This window comes from Streptomyces sp. NPDC046831, assembly GCF_040645305.1.
Taxonomy (GTDB): domain Bacteria; phylum Actinomycetota; class Actinomycetes; order Streptomycetales; family Streptomycetaceae; genus Streptomyces.
In genome coordinates, this window is the sequence record NZ_JBEYXZ010000011.1 from 1 (window position 1) to 16,426 (window position 16,426).

Sequence of the window (16,426 nt, forward strand, 5' to 3'; positions counted from 1 at the left end):
CCACCCCCCAGGTCATCCCTTCGACAGGGGGCAACAGTCATGCCGGGCCCGGAGGCCAGCGGCCCTCTTGCAGGACCGCGAAGAAGATAACGGGGCCGGCTGATGGGGACGCCGCCGCCGGGCCGGAGCGGAAATTCCTCTCGACCGCGCCGAACGGCGAGAGCAGCGGTCGCAGCGTCTTCAAGCAGCCGGTGAACCCGAGTGACTCGAAGTCCGGATACAAAGAGGGCGGGATGGATGCCAAGGCCTACGACGTCACTGGCATCGACACGCGTATCAGGTACGACAGCAGCCGCAACCCGCCCTTCACGGTCATGACGTCGATGCCCTACAAGCCCTAGCCCGCTGAGGAAGGCCTGCACCACATGTCCACCGACCAGACGTCCTGGGACGCCGCGGTACGCCACCTGTACAGGGACGCGTCCGCGTACATCGCCACCGGCCCGCGCCGCCACGAGGACTGGACGGCCGACGTCCTCGCGCTGATGGCCCGGGCCGTGCCGGACCCCCGCGGGTGGGCCCGGATCGATGATGCGGAGGAGGCCCCCGAGCGCGTGGGGAACCCCACATGGCCCTTCGCCGCCCACCCCCCGGAGTATGTCGGTCCGCGCCTCAGGCAGATCGACCGGAACAGTGCCGAGAACCTGCTCCTGGCCCTCACGGAGGGCGGCTGCACCCTGGCCAATCTTCAGTACCTCGACGAGTCCCCGGACGAACTGCGGGCGATGGCACGCACGGTCCTCGCGCGGTACGGGGACGAGGCCGTCTACCGCACCAACGTCAGCAAGACCGGCAGCGCGCCCGGAACACTCGACTTCGCACTGGAGAACTTGGGGTACAACCCGATGAGCGTCTTCACCGAGGACTGCGGCCTCGTCGTCGTCTCGGACACCGAGATCGGCCTGTTCTGGAACTTCAACGACCTGTGACCCGGCTGCCGGCCCCGTACGAGCGCGGCTCCGACCACCTGAGGAAGAGCATCGAGGAACGAGGAGGAGAATTGATAAAACTCTTGCTGGCAGTTGCGATCGTGGCGGCGCTGCTGCTCCTTGTCCTCGGATTGAGCGCCCTGTCGAGCGGAAGGGGTGCAGCAGGTGCGATCCCATTGGCCTGCGGCTTCGGACTTCTCTTCGCTTCCTTCTGGGTGCGCAGGAAAAGCAAAGAGCGCGCGAGTGGAGGTGCGCGGTAAGTGTGGACAGAATCCGGCTTGATAGCTCCTTCACTTGATGCGCCCGCGGGTGTGATCGTCACGGTGTTTGTTGTAGCACTCGCCGTTGTCTGTATCGGCTATTTTCTTCTGCGCAAGTAGATGATCAGTTACATCCCTTCACCGAGCCCACGTCAGCGGCTTGGGAAGACGCCGCGGACACCTGGGCCTGCGGCGTGCCGTGTCGCGAATGTCCTCGAAGAACGGAAGCGAGGCCGCTGAGGAGGAACGCGCCCAGGTCATCGCCCTCGAGGGGCGGTGGCCCGGCGGTCGGCCGCACGGTCGGCCGCCCCTCGTCTCCTCCGGTCGACCTGTCGCAGCCCGAGTACCCGGTCGTCCCCCGTGTCCCTGGGCTTCACCCGGCAGACGTCCCAGGAGGTCGAGCGGGACGCCGACGGCCTTCCGAGGCACATCACATCGTGCTGGTGGGCGATAAGGACTACTGCAACTACCGATACGAAGGCCGTGGCTGACCACGGCTCGGCCTTCAGGACCGCGCGGACCGTTTCGACGTGCTGCGGCCGGCCTGTCAGACTCGGCGGCAGCGCTCTGGGGTCGGACAGGTCGAGCGGGACCCGATACAGCACTGCGATGTCATAGGCCAGGTGGAGCTGGAGCCGGGTGATGTACGCGCCGTCGACCATCATGGTCCCGACGGCGGCCGGGACGGTCGCCGGCGAAGCGGCACCGAGGCTCCCGATGGTGGCGACGACGGTCGCCGTGTAGGCCCCGGCAGAGAGCCCCCTAGAAGCGCGGCGTACCGGACCGCCATCCTGATCCGCTGATCCACGATGGCGTCCGCGGACACGCCCGCGTACACGCTGGCCGACGGAAATGTACGTGTATGCTGTCAACGCATATCTCTTTGATGCCGGACTGCGCTCCGTGTACGGTGGCCCGCATGACGGACAATGCCGCTTCACCCGCCGGCCCCCTGGTTACGGGCTCAGAAATAGCGCGGCTGGCAGGCGTCACCCGTGCGGCGGTCTCCAACTGGCGGCGGCGCTACGACGATTTCCCCGCGCCCGCGGGTGGGAGTGTCAACAGTCCGCTGTTCGATCTTACCGAGGTTCAGGGCTGGCTGGACAAGCAACGCAAGGGGCAGGACGTCTCGGAGGAAGTCCAGCTCTGGCAGGTACTGCGCGGGGCCTACGGCGACGACATGGTCGCGGCGCTCGCCGACGTCGCCACCACGCTCGCCGCGACCCGGGCGAAGAGACCGGGAGCGCTCCCGGAGGAAGCCGTGATCGCCGCCAGGCGTCTGGCCGAGAACGGCTCCCCGGGCGAGGTCGTCAACGGCCTGGCTGAGCGCTTCACCGACTCCGTGCGTCGCGCCGGCTCGGACCAGGTCACCTCGCCCCGTATTGTTCGCGCCCTGAAGCACCTGGCCGGCGAGGTGGCGCGGGACGCGACCCTTTTCGACCCCGCCTGCGGCATCGGCACCCTCCTGCTCTCCGTCGGGCCCGAGCGGGGTCCTCGACGCTACGGTCAGGAGACGGATCCCCGCAGCGCTCGTTTCGCGCAGTTGCGCGCCGAACTGACCGGCCGCACCGGTGTCGACATCGTGACGGGTGACTCTCTCCGCGACGACCGCTGGACGGACATCAAAGCTGACCTGGTCGTCTGCGACCCGCCGGTCGGCGGCGTCGACTGGGGACGGGAGGAACTCCTCCTGGATCCGCGCTGGGAACTCGGCACGCCTTCACGGGCCGAGAGCGAACTCGCCTGGCTCCAGCACGCCTACGCGCACACCACGCCCGGGGGTCGGGTGCTGATGGTCATGCCCGCCTCGGTCGCCTACCGCAAGGCCGGCCGCCGCATCCGTGCCGAACTTGTACGCCGCGGCCTCCTCGCCCAGGTCACCGCCCTGCCACCGGGTACGGCCGCATCACACGCCTTGCCCGTGCACATCTGGGAGCTCCGTCGCCCCCGATGCTCCGGCGATGCGCTCGCCGCCGTTCGCATGGTCGACCTGACCGGGAACGAGCCGGACGGCCCCTTGGAACCGCGCCCGGACCAGGTGGCGGACGTTTCGCTGGTCGAGCTTCTCGACGACGTCGTGGACCTGACGCCGGGCCGGTACATCACGGAGTCCCACCGGGACTACGCGTCCGAGTACCAGCAGTTGCGGCGTGAGTTGACCGACCAGGTACGAGCTCTCGCCGAGCTGCTGCCGGCCCTGGCAGCGGGGGAACGCCCGAGCGTCGCCGAGGGCCCCTCGGTCAGCGTCGCCGACCTCGCCCGTGCCGGGCTCGTCGAGCACGGCGACCCGGAACCGGTGTCGGTCAGCGACCAGCTCGACACTGACTTCCTCCAGGGCTTTCTGCGCAGCGCGGCCAACACCCGGCGCTCCACCAGCGCGAGCGGAACGTTCCGCCTCGACGGCAAGGGCGCTCGAGTCCCCCAGATGGACATCGTCGAGCAGCGCCGGTACGGTGCGGCGTTCCGCGCACTCCAGGAGTTCGAGGAGCGGGCGAGACGGGTGGCCGAACTGAGCCGAGAGGCCACCGATCTCGCTCGCGACGGCCTGGCCAATGGCGCCCTGGAGCCAGAGAACTGACGGCCTTCGCCCTCAGTGCTGTTCGCCCGCCGTATTCGGCAGCTCGATGACGCGTCAGCTCCGCGCCGGTACGAAGGGGCTCGCCGCCCCGCTCCACGACACCGCCAGCGCTTCTCTGGCTCGGGTACACGCCACGAACAGCAGGCACCGCTCGCGCAGCAGGTCGGATTCGTGCTGCAGCGCGTCCACGTCGGCGGGTGTCACCTCGCGCGCGAACGGCACCGCACTCGCCGTCACACCCAGGACGGCCACGCACCGGAACTCCAGCCCTTTCATCGCGTGCATGGTGGCCAGTCGCACCCCGTCCACGCCGTGCCCGGGACGGTCCTTGACCCGGACCACCGGCACCCCGGCAGCGCTCAGCTTGTCGTGGGCCTTGTCGAGCAGCACGTTGAAACGGGCGCACACGCCGATCTCGGAAGGGCGGATGCCCTGCGCGAGCCACCCTTCCACCCGCTCGACGAGGGCGGCCACCTCCGCCTGTTCCGTCCCGTGTGCGGTCGCCTGCGGTCGGCGGCCGTGCAGCAGGGACCGATAGCCGGCCAGCGTATCGGCTCCCTCACCACCCAGGTCGTCGACGGTCACCGGGCTGAGGATGCCTGTGGACCACGCCAGGATCTCCTCCGTGCTGCGGTAGTTGATGCGCAAACGGTGGGCGCGGCCGGCGACGGAGATGCCCAGGGAACCGAGGGAGACGCGCGAGTCGTAGATCCGCTGGTGAGGATCACCCGTGATGAACAGGTCGTCGCTGCCGGGAGCCACTGCGGCGCGCAGCACACGCCACTGGGCCGGGTGCAGATCCTGTGCCTCGTCGACGACGACGTGGTCGTGCGTGGGCGTGGAGGCGGCCAGGAGTTCGGCCGCCCGAGCGCACACGTTGAGATAGGTCGTGGCCTTCTGGTCGCGCAGCATCTGCTCGAACAGTTCCACGGCGGGCCACAGTTGGTTCCGCTTCGCCGGCGACAGCGCGCTGCCGCGGCCCCGGCGCGTGGCCGCGCGGTAGGCGTCGAGGCTGCGCACATCCTGGGCCAGGACCACATGCCGGTACTCCTGCGCCAGGAACTGCTCCGTCCACGGCAGCCCCAGCTTCTTGCCCACCCGCTGCCACAGCTGCCGCTCCTCACGGTCGCCGACGGGGGAGGGGGCCTTGCCGTCGAGGCGGGTCACGACACCGTGCGCGTAGGCGTTGACCGTGGTCACCTCGACGCGTGCGAGCAGCGCCTCGTCCCCGTCCAGCAGGATGGCGAGGTTCTCACGCAGCGAGGCGGCGAGCGCGTTGGTGTACGTGGTCAGCAGGACCCGGGTGTCGGGGGAACGCGTGAGCAGGTGCTTGACCCGGTGGAGCGCCGCGACCGTCTTGCCCGTGCCCGGCCCGCCCGTGACCTGGACGGGACCGCCGTAGGAGACCCGGTAGGCGACCCGGCGCTGCGAAGGGTGCAGGAACACCCGCCAGGCCGCGAAGGGCTTTTCGAGGATGTCTGCCAGTTCCTCCGGGCCGCTGACCAGCGTGATCCGGCTGGTGGTGTTGGCGATGGCCACGGCGAGGGTCTCGTCCGGATCGGGGCCCGCGTCGACGGGCCGGCGCACGGCGACCACGTCGCGGTACACCTCCTCCGGGCTGAACCCTTCGGCGAGGTACTGCAGCACCTCGAACTGGTCTTCGGGCAACAGTGTGCCGAACGCCTCCAGCTGGGCCTTGTCGATGATGGTCCGCACCGCCCGCAGTACCTGGTCGTCGATGCCCAGCTCGCGCAAGACCGTGTCCGAGTACGTGGCGTACAGCAGCGAATCGGCGGCAGCGGCCGCCTTCTCCAACTGCGGGGTCAGCTGCTCGATCGCGCGTACGTTGCGGACCTCCAGCGCCCGCGTCGCGGCGTTGGTCGTGTACAGCCGCTTGGCCGCCCAGGTGTAGGCGTCATCGTGCGGGACCACGTTGACCAGGAGGAACACGTCACTGCCGTCGTCCGGTGCCAGGACGACACCCCGCCAGAAGTCGTTGATGCGGATGGTCCGCATCCGCGGATCGGCGGCCTTCTCGACGGACTCCAGGTGCAGCCCCTTGTCCTGTTGCAGCTCCGGCACGGTCAGCTGCTGGAACTTCTGCATCGCCTTGCGCACGCCGTTCCTGACCGGCTTCTCCAGGGCGTCGTAGCTTTCCCAGAAACTGTTGGCAAACGCAAGCTGCGGCACGACGCGCACTCCCCACCCCGGACTGACACTGCGCGGTCGATCATACGGGCGCGCCGCCCGCGCGGAGCGGGGCCTGCTCCCGCCGGCCGTACCTGATCCTCCGCGCGATCTGGGCGATGTCCGCGAGCAGCCCTGCGGGGTCCTGGTCCAGGTCGAGGGCGTGCTGATGGATCATGATGCCCGCGTGGCGCACGCGGTGGGCCGCGTGGGAGGCGTTGCCCTTCGCGTAGACGAGGTGCCCTTCGTCCAGGCCCAGAGCGGTGCAGTACGCCAGCATCTGGTACAGGTCGGCATCCGGATAACCGCCCCGCTTCTCCGCCTTGTACTTCGCGTCCGCGACCGCGCACGGGGTGCCGTCGGGTCCGTACAACACGAGGTCCGGCCGCATGCGGACGGCGGAGGCCTCGTCGAGATGGTGGCTGTCCTGCAGTCGCACCGTGTGGTCCGTGCCGCTCAGGGCCTCGCGCAGGGCGACGGTCACGAAGTCCTCGAAGAGCCTGTTCATGTCGAACAGGAACCCGTCGATGCGCAGCCCGCCGGGCGCGTGCTCGACCGAGGCGCCGTCGAGGACGGCCCGGGCGAGGTGCAGGGCGTGCTGGTACCGGGCGTTGAGGCGGGACGGCCGCCAGGCGGGGAGCCGCCGGCCCCGTACGACGGGCGTGACGTCGGCCAGCCGGGCCCGCTGGTGCAACAGCCTGCGGCGGACGTCGCGCGGTACGCCGGGCAGGCGCAGCAGGCGCTCGACGGCCGTGCGCAGGACGCGGTTCTCGGCTATGTCGGTGGTGAACTCGTCGTACGCCACCTCCAACGGCAGCATCGTGCCGAAACGCCGCCGGATCTGTTCCGCCTCCCGGATTCGGCCGTGGACGACCAGGGCGCTCTCCTCCGTGGCCCGGTAGCCCTGCAGGAGGCCTCGGCGCAGAGCCCGGTCCACTTGCCGCTCCACGGCGTGCGCGAGCGCGGGCACCAGGTCGCGGTGCTCGGCCACGTCCACCTCACCGTCCCGCCATCCGCCCCGGGGATCGAGGCTGTAACCCAGTAGGAAGAAGAGCCGGGTGATGGGAACCTTCGGAGTGACGCGTACGGTGAACGGCTCCCGCAGCCCGGACGCGGTGACGCTCACCGCCCCGACCTTGCTGCCGGCCCGCAACGACCAGCGACCGGGCGTGTACGGATCGGGTGCCGCATCGACGGCGTCGCCGGCAGCCAGTGCCCGGCCGACACCGTCGGGCAGAGCGACGCTGACGGCGGGCGCGTGCTCGACGAGCGTGACACACGACTGCGTGTGCGCCGCGGCGGTGCCAGGTCGCGATCCTTCTTCGTCGGCCGTCACGCCAGTGTCTCCCGCAGAGCGGCCAGCCCGTACCTCTTCTCGACGTCCACGCCCTCCCCGTAATGGTGCTCCTCCAGCAGCGGCAGGATCTTCGTCCGCCAGGTCCGCTCCAGGCCGCCCTCCCGGTAGACGCCCTTCTTCATCAGGTAGGAGGGCCCGATGCGGAAGTCGGGGTCCTCGATGCGGGAGTTCAGCGCGTCGAGCAGCTCGGCCGGTTCAAGGAGCCGCCCCTCTTTCTGCAGCCAGCGCCGCAGCAGTCCATTCGTGGGTTCCGCGCGCGGCGACAGCTCCACGAACGCGAACCGCCGTCGCATCGCCGCGTCGACGAGGGCGATGGACCGGTCGGCCGTGTTCATCGTGCCGATCACGAAGAGGTTCGGCGGCAGCGCGAAGTCGTCACCCGAGTACGTCAGCCGCACCGACTTGTTGCGGTACTCCAGCAGGAAGTACAGCTCACCGAAGACCTTCGCCAGATTGGCGCGGTTGATCTCGTCGATGACCAGGAAGTGCGGGATGTGGCGGTTGCCCTCGCGGGAGGCGAGGTCGGCGAGTTCGCGCAGCGGACCGGCGGTGAGCCGGAAGGCCACTTCCCGGGTCTGCGGGTCCTCCTGCGGCCGGAAGCCCTCGAAGAAGTCCTCGTAGGCGTAGGAGGGGTGGAACTGGACCAGCTTGACCTGCTCGGGCCCGCCGCCGAGGAACTCGGCGAGCTTCAGGGCAAGATAGGTCTTTCCGGTGCCGGGCGGCCCGTAGAACACCAGTTGCCGCTCGTCCGCGAGAAGATCCCGCACCTCGCGCAGCCACTCCGTCTCGTGTACCAGCAGTTCGGCTGCCAGCTCGTCCGTCGGCATCGGCAGCTCGGGCTCACGCCGGACGGTGATCGCCGGCACCTCCACGGTCGGATCGCGCTCCACGGACTCCGCTTCCTGCGCCAGCTCCTCGTCAGTGCGCCCGAGGCCTTCGATGAACGAAAGGACGGACGTCAGGTCGACAACGTCGTGCTGGATCGACAGCTTCTGCTGGAGCGCCTCGGGCAGTTCGTCGTACGGGATGCCGAGAGGCCGCCAGTCGGCCTTGCGCCGCAGATTCGACACCGCACTCCCGGACTCGACCTGCTCGGCGTCGCCCGCGACCGTACCGATGTAGAGCCGCCCGTCAGAGATGGTGCAGAGCGTGTCGCCCTGCCTCATCTGGGTCAGGAAGTAGTGCAGCTCGTCGACCATGGCCTGCTTCTGGCTGTACGAGGCGGTGGCGTCGTACCCCTCCTGGACGTACCTGCGCAGTGTGCTCTTGGTCGGGTCCTCCTCGTCGATCGGTGGCAGGTGCGTGGCGGCCAGACTGACCCAGCCTTCGGGGATCCACAGCCGCTTCACCAGATCACGCCCCGACACGTTCGAACCGCGGACCAGCCAGGCCTTGTGCGGCGTGCGCCAGGAGTGACCGAGATAGTCGACCAGCGGGAAGTCGTCCTCGGTGCGCCATTCCGACAGGCCGTCCGAGCTTCGTCCAGTGACCACCGAGCCCGCGGCCGAAGGGGAGTTGCACTCGATGTCCCGGGTCGTTTCCCAGTACCCGGGCCACCGGATCGATTCTTCGCGGATACCACCGTCAGCCAACAGTGTCGCTCGCTGCACCGCCGCATGCCGACCGATGCCGGGCAACGTCTCGGGGCGGACAGGCGAACCTGCCAGGATCGAAAACTTCAGGCTGCCGTTCATTCCCTTCTCGGGCAGCACTCGCCCGCGGGCCTGCGGTCCGCCGTTCGGCAGGCGCAGAAGGAACTCCGGGAATCGCGCGTGCGCGTCGGCCATGGGCGTCGCTCCCCTCAACGAAAGGCCAAGTTGACACTGTAGGCGGTACGCCCGCAGCAGACGTCTTGCCTTCGGATGATCGCCGCCCGCACTCTTTCAAAGCCCGAGGGCGTCCGGCGCGCCCAGGGCGCCGGATGCGTCTGAGCACGGACGCGCCAGCGCTGGGGTCGCCGCACCGCAAAGATCCGTCACCACGGTAGGGCGACCTACCGACAACGGGCCGCTCGGGTCCCCTCCACCTTGGGGCAGCGGCCGGGTGCTCGTTCCGGGTGTTGAGGAGCCGCACAGGTGTACTACCGGTGCGGCCGATGGGGAACACAGTGATCGGGTTGAAGATCCCGAAAGTCTACTGGAACGACGAAGAGGCCGTTCGGCTGCTCGTGGAGTACTTCACCCGTCGTCGTTCGCGGGGCGATCTGTTCCACTCGGGCGCACACTTCGAGCGGCTGGGTGGAGGTGGGGACGCCGAGCATGTCGCCAACCGATTCGACAGCACCGACGTGGTGGCCATCACCACGCTCAGCGTTTCTCTGGACCCCCACGGAACAGTCGCCCTCCTGGCGGACTGCGACGGGCATTTCTCGCGTCTGCTAACGCAGATTCCGCGCGACGCGCACTTGGAGAATCCCGCCAGCGACGAGCTGGTCACGCCTGGGGGACCGGCGTGGGAGCTGTGGGAACGACTGGCAGACGGCGACAAGTACCCGAACAAACCCGACGGCAGCGGTCCGGTCATCGCCGGCAAGCTGCTGGCCCGCAAGCGACCCCACCTGATTCCGGTATACGACATCCGTGTCAAGCAGCTGTTCAAAAGGCCGAACGTGGACCATTCCTTCTGGGCCGCATTGGCACTCGCCCTGCGAGCAGACGGCGGCGCCTTCCGCGACCAGTTGCTCCACCTCCGTAGCAAGGCGGGCATCGGTGAGGACATCGGGGTTCTTCGAGTCCTCGACGTCATTGCCTGGATGAAGGGCGGACAAGCGCCCAGTCCCTCCGCCGGCTGACACCATGGACCCGCAGAGGCAGTGCCGTCCGTGCTCGCGGAGCGCCAGTGATGCAGGTGATGGGGAAACCGTGAACGACTGGATCTACATCCTCAACCCGAGCAAGGACACGCTGGACGGGGAACCCTCCACCAAGGAGACCATCCGTCGCCTCGCCCATGAGGAACCCGAACTCGACCTCTGGCCCAGCGCGTTGTGGCAAACCGGATCTCGTTCGAAGCCTGCGGTGCGGGTGATCATTCGGACAGGGATGCCGGTGTGGTTGTGGGCATGAAGAAACGGGCCCCTTGGTAGTGACGTGGTTGTTGAAGCCGGTCACGAGCAAGGAGACCCGTTGTCTGACGAGTTGACCATCTCTGCTGTGCCTGCGTCCACTGCGGTCACCCCTGGGTGTGACTGCTACGTCCACAGGTTCGGTTCGATCGCTCCGGGTCGGCGGGTGCGGTGCTATCCGAGTGACATGACGGATGCGGAGTGGGCCGAGGTCCGCTCCGCGATGCCGGTGCCGGCATGGCTGCTCAAGCACTGCCGCCCGGCACCGTGACGCGGGGGGCGGCAGCGGGGTTCGCGTCAGGAAGGCGTGTGCTCAGGCGCCTGCGACGGCCAGTTCGTCGTTGATCACGGACTCGGCGCCTTCGCGGATGCCGGAGGAAGGGCCGCCCCGAGATCTACCGGCGGGCGGGGCCGCCGTCGACCGGGATCCGGTAGAGCACGTAGGGCTCGCGCCGAAGATCGACGCCGGCGTTGTATGCGGCCTGCCGGTTCAGCTGATTGGCCATCACGTACAGGTTCCGGTCGTAGCCGATCGACAAGGTGTCCGGCCAGATCAGCCGGTTGTCGTGGACTAGGGTGCGGAATCGCCCGTCGGTGTCGCGGAAGACGAGCGCGTTGTGCTCGATGTCGCCTCCGTACACGCGGCCCGCGTTGTCCGTCTCCAGCCCGTCGGACATCCCTTTCGTGCCGAGATTGCGAACGGTCTTCGCGATCTTGGAATCCGCTACCCGGCGGTCGGTCAGACCGCTCGTCGGCACGGAGTACAAGGTGCGGCTGGACAGGGGGCAGTAGTAGAGGGTCTTGCCATCCGGGCTCAGGGCGATGCCGTCCGACCCGATGTTGATGGGGCTGGTGGGACCGTGTGCCGGCCGGTTGAGCATTCGCTTCCCGTCGATGACGGGAACGAAGTCGGGCACCGGGCGTACCGAGGGCACGTTGTTCAGTCGGCGCCAGGATGTCCCGGACGCCAGATCCACGACGATCAGCCCGTTGGGGCCGTCCGAGGAGGCGTCCGTGAGGTAGGCGGTGCCCGCCTTGCCTCGGGTGAGGTCGAGTCGCACATCGTTCACGAAACTACGGGGGCCGGCGACCTGACGGGGCAGCAGGATGGTCCGGAGGGCCTTGTTGGTGCGCAGGTCTATGGCGACGAGTTTGGGCCCGCCCACTGGTGCGTTGCCGAACTGGATGCGCCCGGTGTCCACGACCCACAGTCGGTCGGCGGCGTCGACGACGACGCTCTGCACCCCCAGGAAGTGATGCGCGGGGTCGCGTGTGTCGGCGGTGTTGATCTCGCGGTTCGGGTAGGGGACGGTTTTCCCATTGCGCACTTCGGCGACCGAGTACTGCACCTTGTCGCCCCAGTGGGGGAAGTTCACGAACACCCGGCCGGTGCGTGAGACGCTCACTCCTGTGGGCATAGCCCCGTTGAATTCCGCGACAGGCTGCAGGCGTTGCGTGTTCTGCGCGGGTGCGCCGGGAGGTTCCCTCGCATCGACCTGCGAGCTCACCAGGGATGCCTGGGTAGCGCTGCCCCCGATACAGAGGGTCGCCAGCAGTGCGACGACGCCGCGGCTCGATACCTTTCTCCCAATCACGTCCTGCTCCTGTTCCAAAATTAGGAACGAGAATTTCGGGGCAATTGATCCGTCTGTTCTTTTGCGGTCATGAGAGCCCATACAAACCTATGACCGATGAACGAGCATCGCAACCAGGAACATGCCTCCGCCGGCCGGCGGAGACATGCACGCAAACACGCTCGGCATAACTTCCGGCACCCTCCGGAAGTTGTGGAATCGAATGCTAACGCGCAGTCGTATCCGGGGCAAAAGCTTCACTCGTTCTGTTGATCGAGGAGGGTGCGATGCCGTCGGTGCTGGGGTTGATGGACGGCGTGAGGCGCGGGCGAGGCAGGATCTGGAGTCCTGGACGGAGGTTTTGGAGCAGGCTCATGCGGAGGTGGATGCCGCGAGCGGGTCGAGCGGGCCCGGGTGGGGCGTGAGGAGCTCGTGTCGGTGCTGGCAGAGGAGAGTCCGGTGAATACGCCGGTTTCCGTGCCGTCTGGTGGTGAGACGGCTGCCGCCGTGGGAGCGGGCGGCTTGGGGGCGTGGCATGGCGAGCGGCCGCCGGTGTGGCGGTCGGGGATGGGCGAGGAGGCGCTCAGCGGCCTGTACCGGGAGGTGTTCGCCGCGGCGGTGACTGCGTCGGGGCCGGTGAGCGGGGTGGAGCTGACGCGGGCGGGCGCAACCGTATGAGCCCGGGGGACCGCCTGTGGTTCTTCTTCAGTCAACCGGAATCGGCCGTGGCGGCGCTGGCCGAGATCGACAGGGAGCCGTACGAGGACCCCGAGGATCCGGGATGCTCGTACCTGGTGGAGGTAACCCTGCTGCCGGATGCGACGGACGCCTTGTACGGCAGTCCGGTCGCACGTGAGGAACTGGGGCTCGGGCAGGTCAGGTCAGGTCAGTGCAGAAGGTGAAGCCCGAGGCGCTGCCGGTACTGCTGGCGAGGGCGCGGTTGTAGGGCGACGGGACGGCGGCGAGGTGGGACGGGCCTCCGGAGCGAGACCTCCCGCGCGTCCGAGCAGTGAGTCCTCACCCGGCTATCGTGATCGGTATGCCGTCCTCGCACCTGCTGATCATCGGAGACCGGGCCGCCCTGAGCTGGGTGGTGACCGAGCAGCGGATGGCGTTCCCGGCAGGACGGTCGAAGGCGGCCCGGGCGCTGGAGGAGGGCGACGAGATCTTCCTCTACACCACGCGCGGATGCTTCCGGAATCCGACGCGCGACCTCGGCCGTGTCGTGGGCCGGGCCTCGGTCGCCGGCCCCGTCCGGGTCCTGGAGGAGCCGATGGTGTTCGGCGAGCGCAGCTTCACGGAAAGCTGCCGGCTGGAGGTGTCCGGCCTGGCCCGCTTCCGCGAAGGGCTCGTCCTGCGCGATCTGGTGCCGCGCCTGTCGGTGTTCCCCGACCCGGCGACGTGGAGTGTGCGCATGCGACGGGCTTCACTGCCCCTGCCGCCGGGTGACGCCGAGTTGCTGCGGACGGAACTGGAGTCGCTCCTGTCGCCGTACGAGGAGGCGGTCGAGAGTTACCGCTGGGAGCCGGTGACTGGCTGAGGCGCCACATTTCTCGGGGCATCGCGGCGCTCTGCGGTGTGCGTGCCTGCGAATGCGCCACCTCAGCGCCCTGGCGTGGGTCACTCGACTCCGGCGGCTGCCAAGTGGTCGCGAAGTACGGCCTCGATCGCGGCCGCGTCGCCGGTTGCGGGGAGGGGCCAGGGGTTCTCCTCGCCGTTCTCCATGGCCGCGCTGCTGATGAATCTCACGCAGCCTGGGGAGGGGAGGTAGGTGTCACGAAGCCACTGGGCGAATACGGCCGCCTCGTCGGCGGTCGCGTTGCCGACGGTGATGTAAGCGTAATCGGGTGAGGGCATGGCCGTGGTGCCGGTGACCCAGACGTCGGGCGCGATCTCGATGTCGAAGTCCAGCACGTCCACGCCGCGCAGCGAATCGACTCGGCGCTCCAGTACGGAGTCGGGAAAGTCCCGCTCCACCGCGTTCGTGAAGGATTCGAGGCTGGCCTGCCATGCGGCGCTACTGTCCTCCGGTGGGTAGAATCCGAAGGTGGTCCTGATGTTGCGGGGGACTGACACGGGCTTCCTCGTTTTCACGGTACGTAGCGAGCGGATCCGTTGACGCCGTTCATGAGGATCATGGATTCCCAGTAGGCGGCGCTCTCCTTGCCATTGGTCACGATCTCAAGCCCGCGTATCTCCGAGTTCGCCGGGTTGGCCATGGCGTTCTTGTAACGGGTCAGTTCACGGCTGTCGTCGCCGTACATCGAGTCGATGACCGGATCCCACTTCGGATTCCCCTTGGCGTCCACCTTCACCGGCTTGGCCAGGGTCTCGTTGACCCGCTCGATGCTGCGGAAGCTGCGCCTCTTGCAGTTCGGGTCCTGTACGTGCTTTGCCTCCACCAGGTAACCGTCCATCGGGCGGACACCGTCCACCATGAGACCACGCTTGCGCCCGTCCAGGGGAACCTCGCGCTCGGGGTAGCCCGCTATCCGCAACTGGTACGCGTTGTTGGGATTGGCGGGACCACCGCCTCCCGCGAAGCCGCCGGTGTTCAGCGAGTTCAGCCAGGTCCGGAAGCGCTGCTGCTCGGCGGGGGTGAGCGGGCGGGTGGTGCCGGGCTCCGGGGGGATGGGGTCCTGTGCGGGTATGGACGGGTCGACCCTGTTGCTCGCGAACAGGATGGCCGGCGCCTGCCCGTGGTACGAGGCGACGACCAGCGGCACCGGCGCGGGAGCGGGCACGGGCAGGAGCGGTGGGAACGGCACCCCGGGCCGATCGTCCGATCCGTGCGGGAGCTTGACGCGCCGCTCGGACTCGTCGAGGGCGTGGGCGACATTGCCCAGGCGGTGGATCCACACGTCGTCGAGCACGGCGTCCAGCAGGCCGCCGTCGTCACCGTTGCCGCCGAACATCGGCTGGTCCCACGGCATGTCGATGTGGAACGGGTCCGCGCGGTGCTCGGTGATTCTCCGCTTCGCCGCCTCCACGTGGTCGGCGTACCGGTCGCAGGCCTTGGCGAGCTGGTTGCAGGCGGCCACCAGGTTGGCCACCAGGGTTTCGTCCTGCTGGGCCTGCTCCGGCGGGTCGCCGAAGCCGACGAACGCCGCGAAGTAGCCGCGGAAGGCGTCCGCGGCCTCCCCGGAGTGGGCCTTGTCCGCGGTGTGTGCGTAGGCCTGCGCGTCGTGCAGGAAGCGCAGCATCATCTTGCCGCCTGCCCGCCAGGAGGCGGCGACGTCGCGGAGCTTCTCGGGCGAACCGCGGAAGCGGTCGCTCATGCCGGCGGGCGCGTACTGGTCGTACCAGGCGGTGTCGCCGACGACCTCGGGGAGCTCCTGTCCGAGGCCCAGGAAGCTCTCGGTGCAGTCCGCTCCGGGGTCGCCCATGCCGCCCGTCAGGTCGACCTGCTTCTTCATAATCGCCGAGGCCACCCGGCTCTCCCGGGCCATGAACTCGCGGGCGTTGCGCATCAGCCCCTTGCCGGTCTGGCCCATCACGTAGGCGCTGAAGCCCATCTTGTCGAGCGTGGTCGCCGCTGCCGACTTGTACACCTTCGCGAAAGCCCGCCCCGCGTCGTCGTCACCGGCCATGCCGTGCTGACGGCCCAGCTCGTGGAAGAGAGCGATGGTGGTGTCGCGGGTGCCGACCATGACCGTCTCGACCATCCCCATGGACGCCTTGATCATGCCCTCGGCGATCACCTTCAGGTCCGGTGGCATTCCCACGCGCGTTTCCCCCTCGCGGCGAACGGCCCGCTCGCGCAGACCAGTTGGACGTCTTTTCTATCGCACAGGAGTTCTGCCGACGCAGGGGGCCGCGGAACCGTGCGTGTCCGGCGTGCCGGCATCGGCCTCAGTCGCCTTCGCCCGCGGGCCGGTGTTCCTGAGTGGCGAGGATGTCGAGTTCCGCCCAGACGGTCTTGCCGCCCGGCGGGTACGGTTCCGCGCCCCACCGGTCCGCCAGGGCGGCGACCAGGAGCAGGCCGCGGCCCGACTCGCTGTGCGGAGCTGTCGCGAAGTCGGTGACGGCGGTGGGCAGACGGTCGCCGCGCGCGTCGGTGACGGCGATCCGGAGGACGCCGGCGGCCGGGTGGTTGAGGACGAGGGTGAGGCGGAAGTCGCGGCCCCGGACGCGTCCGTGCAGGGCCGCGTTCGCGGCGAGTTCGGCCACGATCTGCTCGGCACACTCGGTGACGGACGGGGACACCTCCCAGGCCCGCAGCTGTTCGTAGGCGAGCAGGCGCGCGAGGCGGGCGCCCCGGCGGGTGGAGGACAGGTACTGCGCGAAGTTGCGGACGACGGGCCGGAGCTGGGGCGTGATCGCGTTCATGGGGTCACGGTGACGGGCGTGCGGGAGCGTGATCCAGCTTCGCGGCCCGTACGCTGCGTCAGCGTACGGGGACTTTCCGTGGACGGTACGCGAAACCTCCCGTCACGCTGGGTGTTGTCCAGTGGGGACGACGGCGAGGGCCGAGCGT

At 68.6% G+C, this 16,426-nt stretch carries 15 protein-coding genes; 8 read left to right on the plus strand and 7 right to left on the minus strand.

From position 1 onward, the window contains the following. The 3 genes from ABZ920_RS12355 to ABZ920_RS12365 all read left to right on the plus strand — a co-directional run. Positions 1-341, plus strand: a 341-nt coding sequence (locus ABZ920_RS12355) for a hypothetical protein (RefSeq protein WP_361502318.1), incomplete at its 5' end; no start/stop codon positions are given. Between the two features lie 24 nt (positions 342-365). Continuing rightward, the gene (locus ABZ920_RS12360) at positions 366-929 is read left to right on the plus strand and encodes a hypothetical protein (RefSeq protein ID WP_361502320.1); all 564 of its coding nucleotides are present in this window, start codon (positions 366-368) and stop codon (positions 927-929) included. A gap of 1,179 nt (positions 930-2,108) precedes the next feature. Beyond that, positions 2,109-3,767, plus strand: coding sequence for an N-6 DNA methylase (locus ABZ920_RS12365; RefSeq protein ID WP_361502323.1), 1,659 nt, complete (start codon positions 2,109-2,111; stop codon positions 3,765-3,767). A 54-nt stretch (positions 3,768-3,821) separates the two neighbouring features. Here ABZ920_RS12365 and ABZ920_RS12370 read toward each other — a convergent pair whose 3' ends face one another. The 3 genes from ABZ920_RS12370 to ABZ920_RS12380 are packed head-to-tail and all read right to left on the minus strand — an operon-like array spanning position 3,822 to position 9,098. Continuing rightward, positions 3,822-5,957, minus strand: a complete 2,136-nt coding sequence (locus ABZ920_RS12370) for a UvrD-helicase domain-containing protein (protein WP_361502326.1) — start codon at positions 5,955-5,957, stop codon at positions 3,822-3,824. 40 nt (positions 5,958-5,997) lie between these two features. Continuing rightward, on the minus strand, positions 5,998-7,290 hold the full coding sequence (locus ABZ920_RS12375) for a restriction endonuclease (RefSeq protein ID WP_361502329.1): 1,293 nt from the start codon (positions 7,288-7,290) through the stop codon (positions 5,998-6,000). Beyond that, the gene (locus ABZ920_RS12380) at positions 7,287-9,098 is read right to left on the minus strand and encodes a DUF4357 domain-containing protein (RefSeq protein ID WP_361502332.1); all 1,812 of its coding nucleotides are present in this window, start codon (positions 9,096-9,098) and stop codon (positions 7,287-7,289) included. The genes ABZ920_RS12375 and ABZ920_RS12380 overlap by 4 nt, the downstream gene beginning before the upstream one ends. 320 nt (positions 9,099-9,418) lie before the next feature. Here ABZ920_RS12380 and ABZ920_RS12385 point away from each other — a divergent pair, with 320 nt between their 5' ends. Together ABZ920_RS12385 and ABZ920_RS12390 are read left to right on the plus strand one after the other, a co-directional pair. After that, positions 9,419-10,102 carry a DUF6308 family protein gene (locus ABZ920_RS12385; protein ID WP_361502691.1) on the plus strand — a complete coding sequence of 228 codons (684 nt, stop codon included), beginning with the start codon at positions 9,419-9,421 and terminating at the stop codon, positions 10,100-10,102. A gap of 70 nt (positions 10,103-10,172) precedes the next feature. Then, complete coding sequence (locus ABZ920_RS12390) at positions 10,173-10,376, plus strand: hypothetical protein (RefSeq protein WP_361502335.1); 204 nt, start codon at positions 10,173-10,175, stop codon at positions 10,374-10,376. 394 nt (positions 10,377-10,770) lie between these two features. Here the strand turns inward: ABZ920_RS12390 and ABZ920_RS12395 are convergent, their stop codons facing one another. Next, complete coding sequence (locus ABZ920_RS12395) at positions 10,771-11,988, minus strand: L-dopachrome tautomerase-related protein (RefSeq protein ID WP_361502338.1); 1,218 nt, start codon at positions 11,986-11,988, stop codon at positions 10,771-10,773. 399 nt (positions 11,989-12,387) lie between these two features. Between ABZ920_RS12395 and ABZ920_RS12400 the strand changes: the two genes are divergently transcribed. The 3 genes from ABZ920_RS12400 to ABZ920_RS12410 all read left to right on the plus strand — a co-directional run bounded on the left by ABZ920_RS12400 (position 12,388) and on the right by ABZ920_RS12410 (position 13,489). Then, a complete protein-coding gene (locus tag ABZ920_RS12400) occupies positions 12,388-12,627 on the plus strand; it encodes a hypothetical protein (RefSeq protein ID WP_361502341.1) in 240 nt (79 codons plus the stop codon). Continuing rightward, the gene (locus ABZ920_RS12405) at positions 12,624-12,851 is read left to right on the plus strand and encodes a hypothetical protein (protein ID WP_361502344.1); all 228 of its coding nucleotides are present in this window, start codon (positions 12,624-12,626) and stop codon (positions 12,849-12,851) included. The genes ABZ920_RS12400 and ABZ920_RS12405 overlap by 4 nt, the downstream gene beginning before the upstream one ends. 137 nt (positions 12,852-12,988) lie before the next feature. Next, entirely contained in the window at positions 12,989-13,489 is a 501-nt protein-coding gene (locus ABZ920_RS12410; protein ID WP_361502347.1) for a hypothetical protein, read from the plus strand. An 80-nt stretch (positions 13,490-13,569) separates the two neighbouring features. Here ABZ920_RS12410 and ABZ920_RS12415 read toward each other — a convergent pair whose 3' ends face one another. The 3 genes from ABZ920_RS12415 to ABZ920_RS12425 all read right to left on the minus strand — a co-directional run bounded on the left by ABZ920_RS12415 (position 13,570) and on the right by ABZ920_RS12425 (position 16,278). Beyond that, positions 13,570-14,025: a hypothetical protein gene (locus tag ABZ920_RS12415; protein WP_361502350.1), complete on the minus strand. Its 456-nt coding sequence runs from the start codon at positions 14,023-14,025 to the stop codon at positions 13,570-13,572. Between the two features lie 14 nt (positions 14,026-14,039). After that, positions 14,040-15,668 (minus strand): restriction endonuclease fold toxin-2 domain-containing protein, encoded by a 1,629-nt coding sequence (locus tag ABZ920_RS12420; RefSeq protein WP_361502694.1) that lies wholly within the window; start codon positions 15,666-15,668, stop codon positions 14,040-14,042. Between the two features lie 133 nt (positions 15,669-15,801). Then, entirely contained in the window at positions 15,802-16,278 is a 477-nt protein-coding gene (locus ABZ920_RS12425; protein WP_361502353.1) for an ATP-binding protein, read from the minus strand. Between the last annotated feature and the right edge of the window lie 148 nt (positions 16,279-16,426).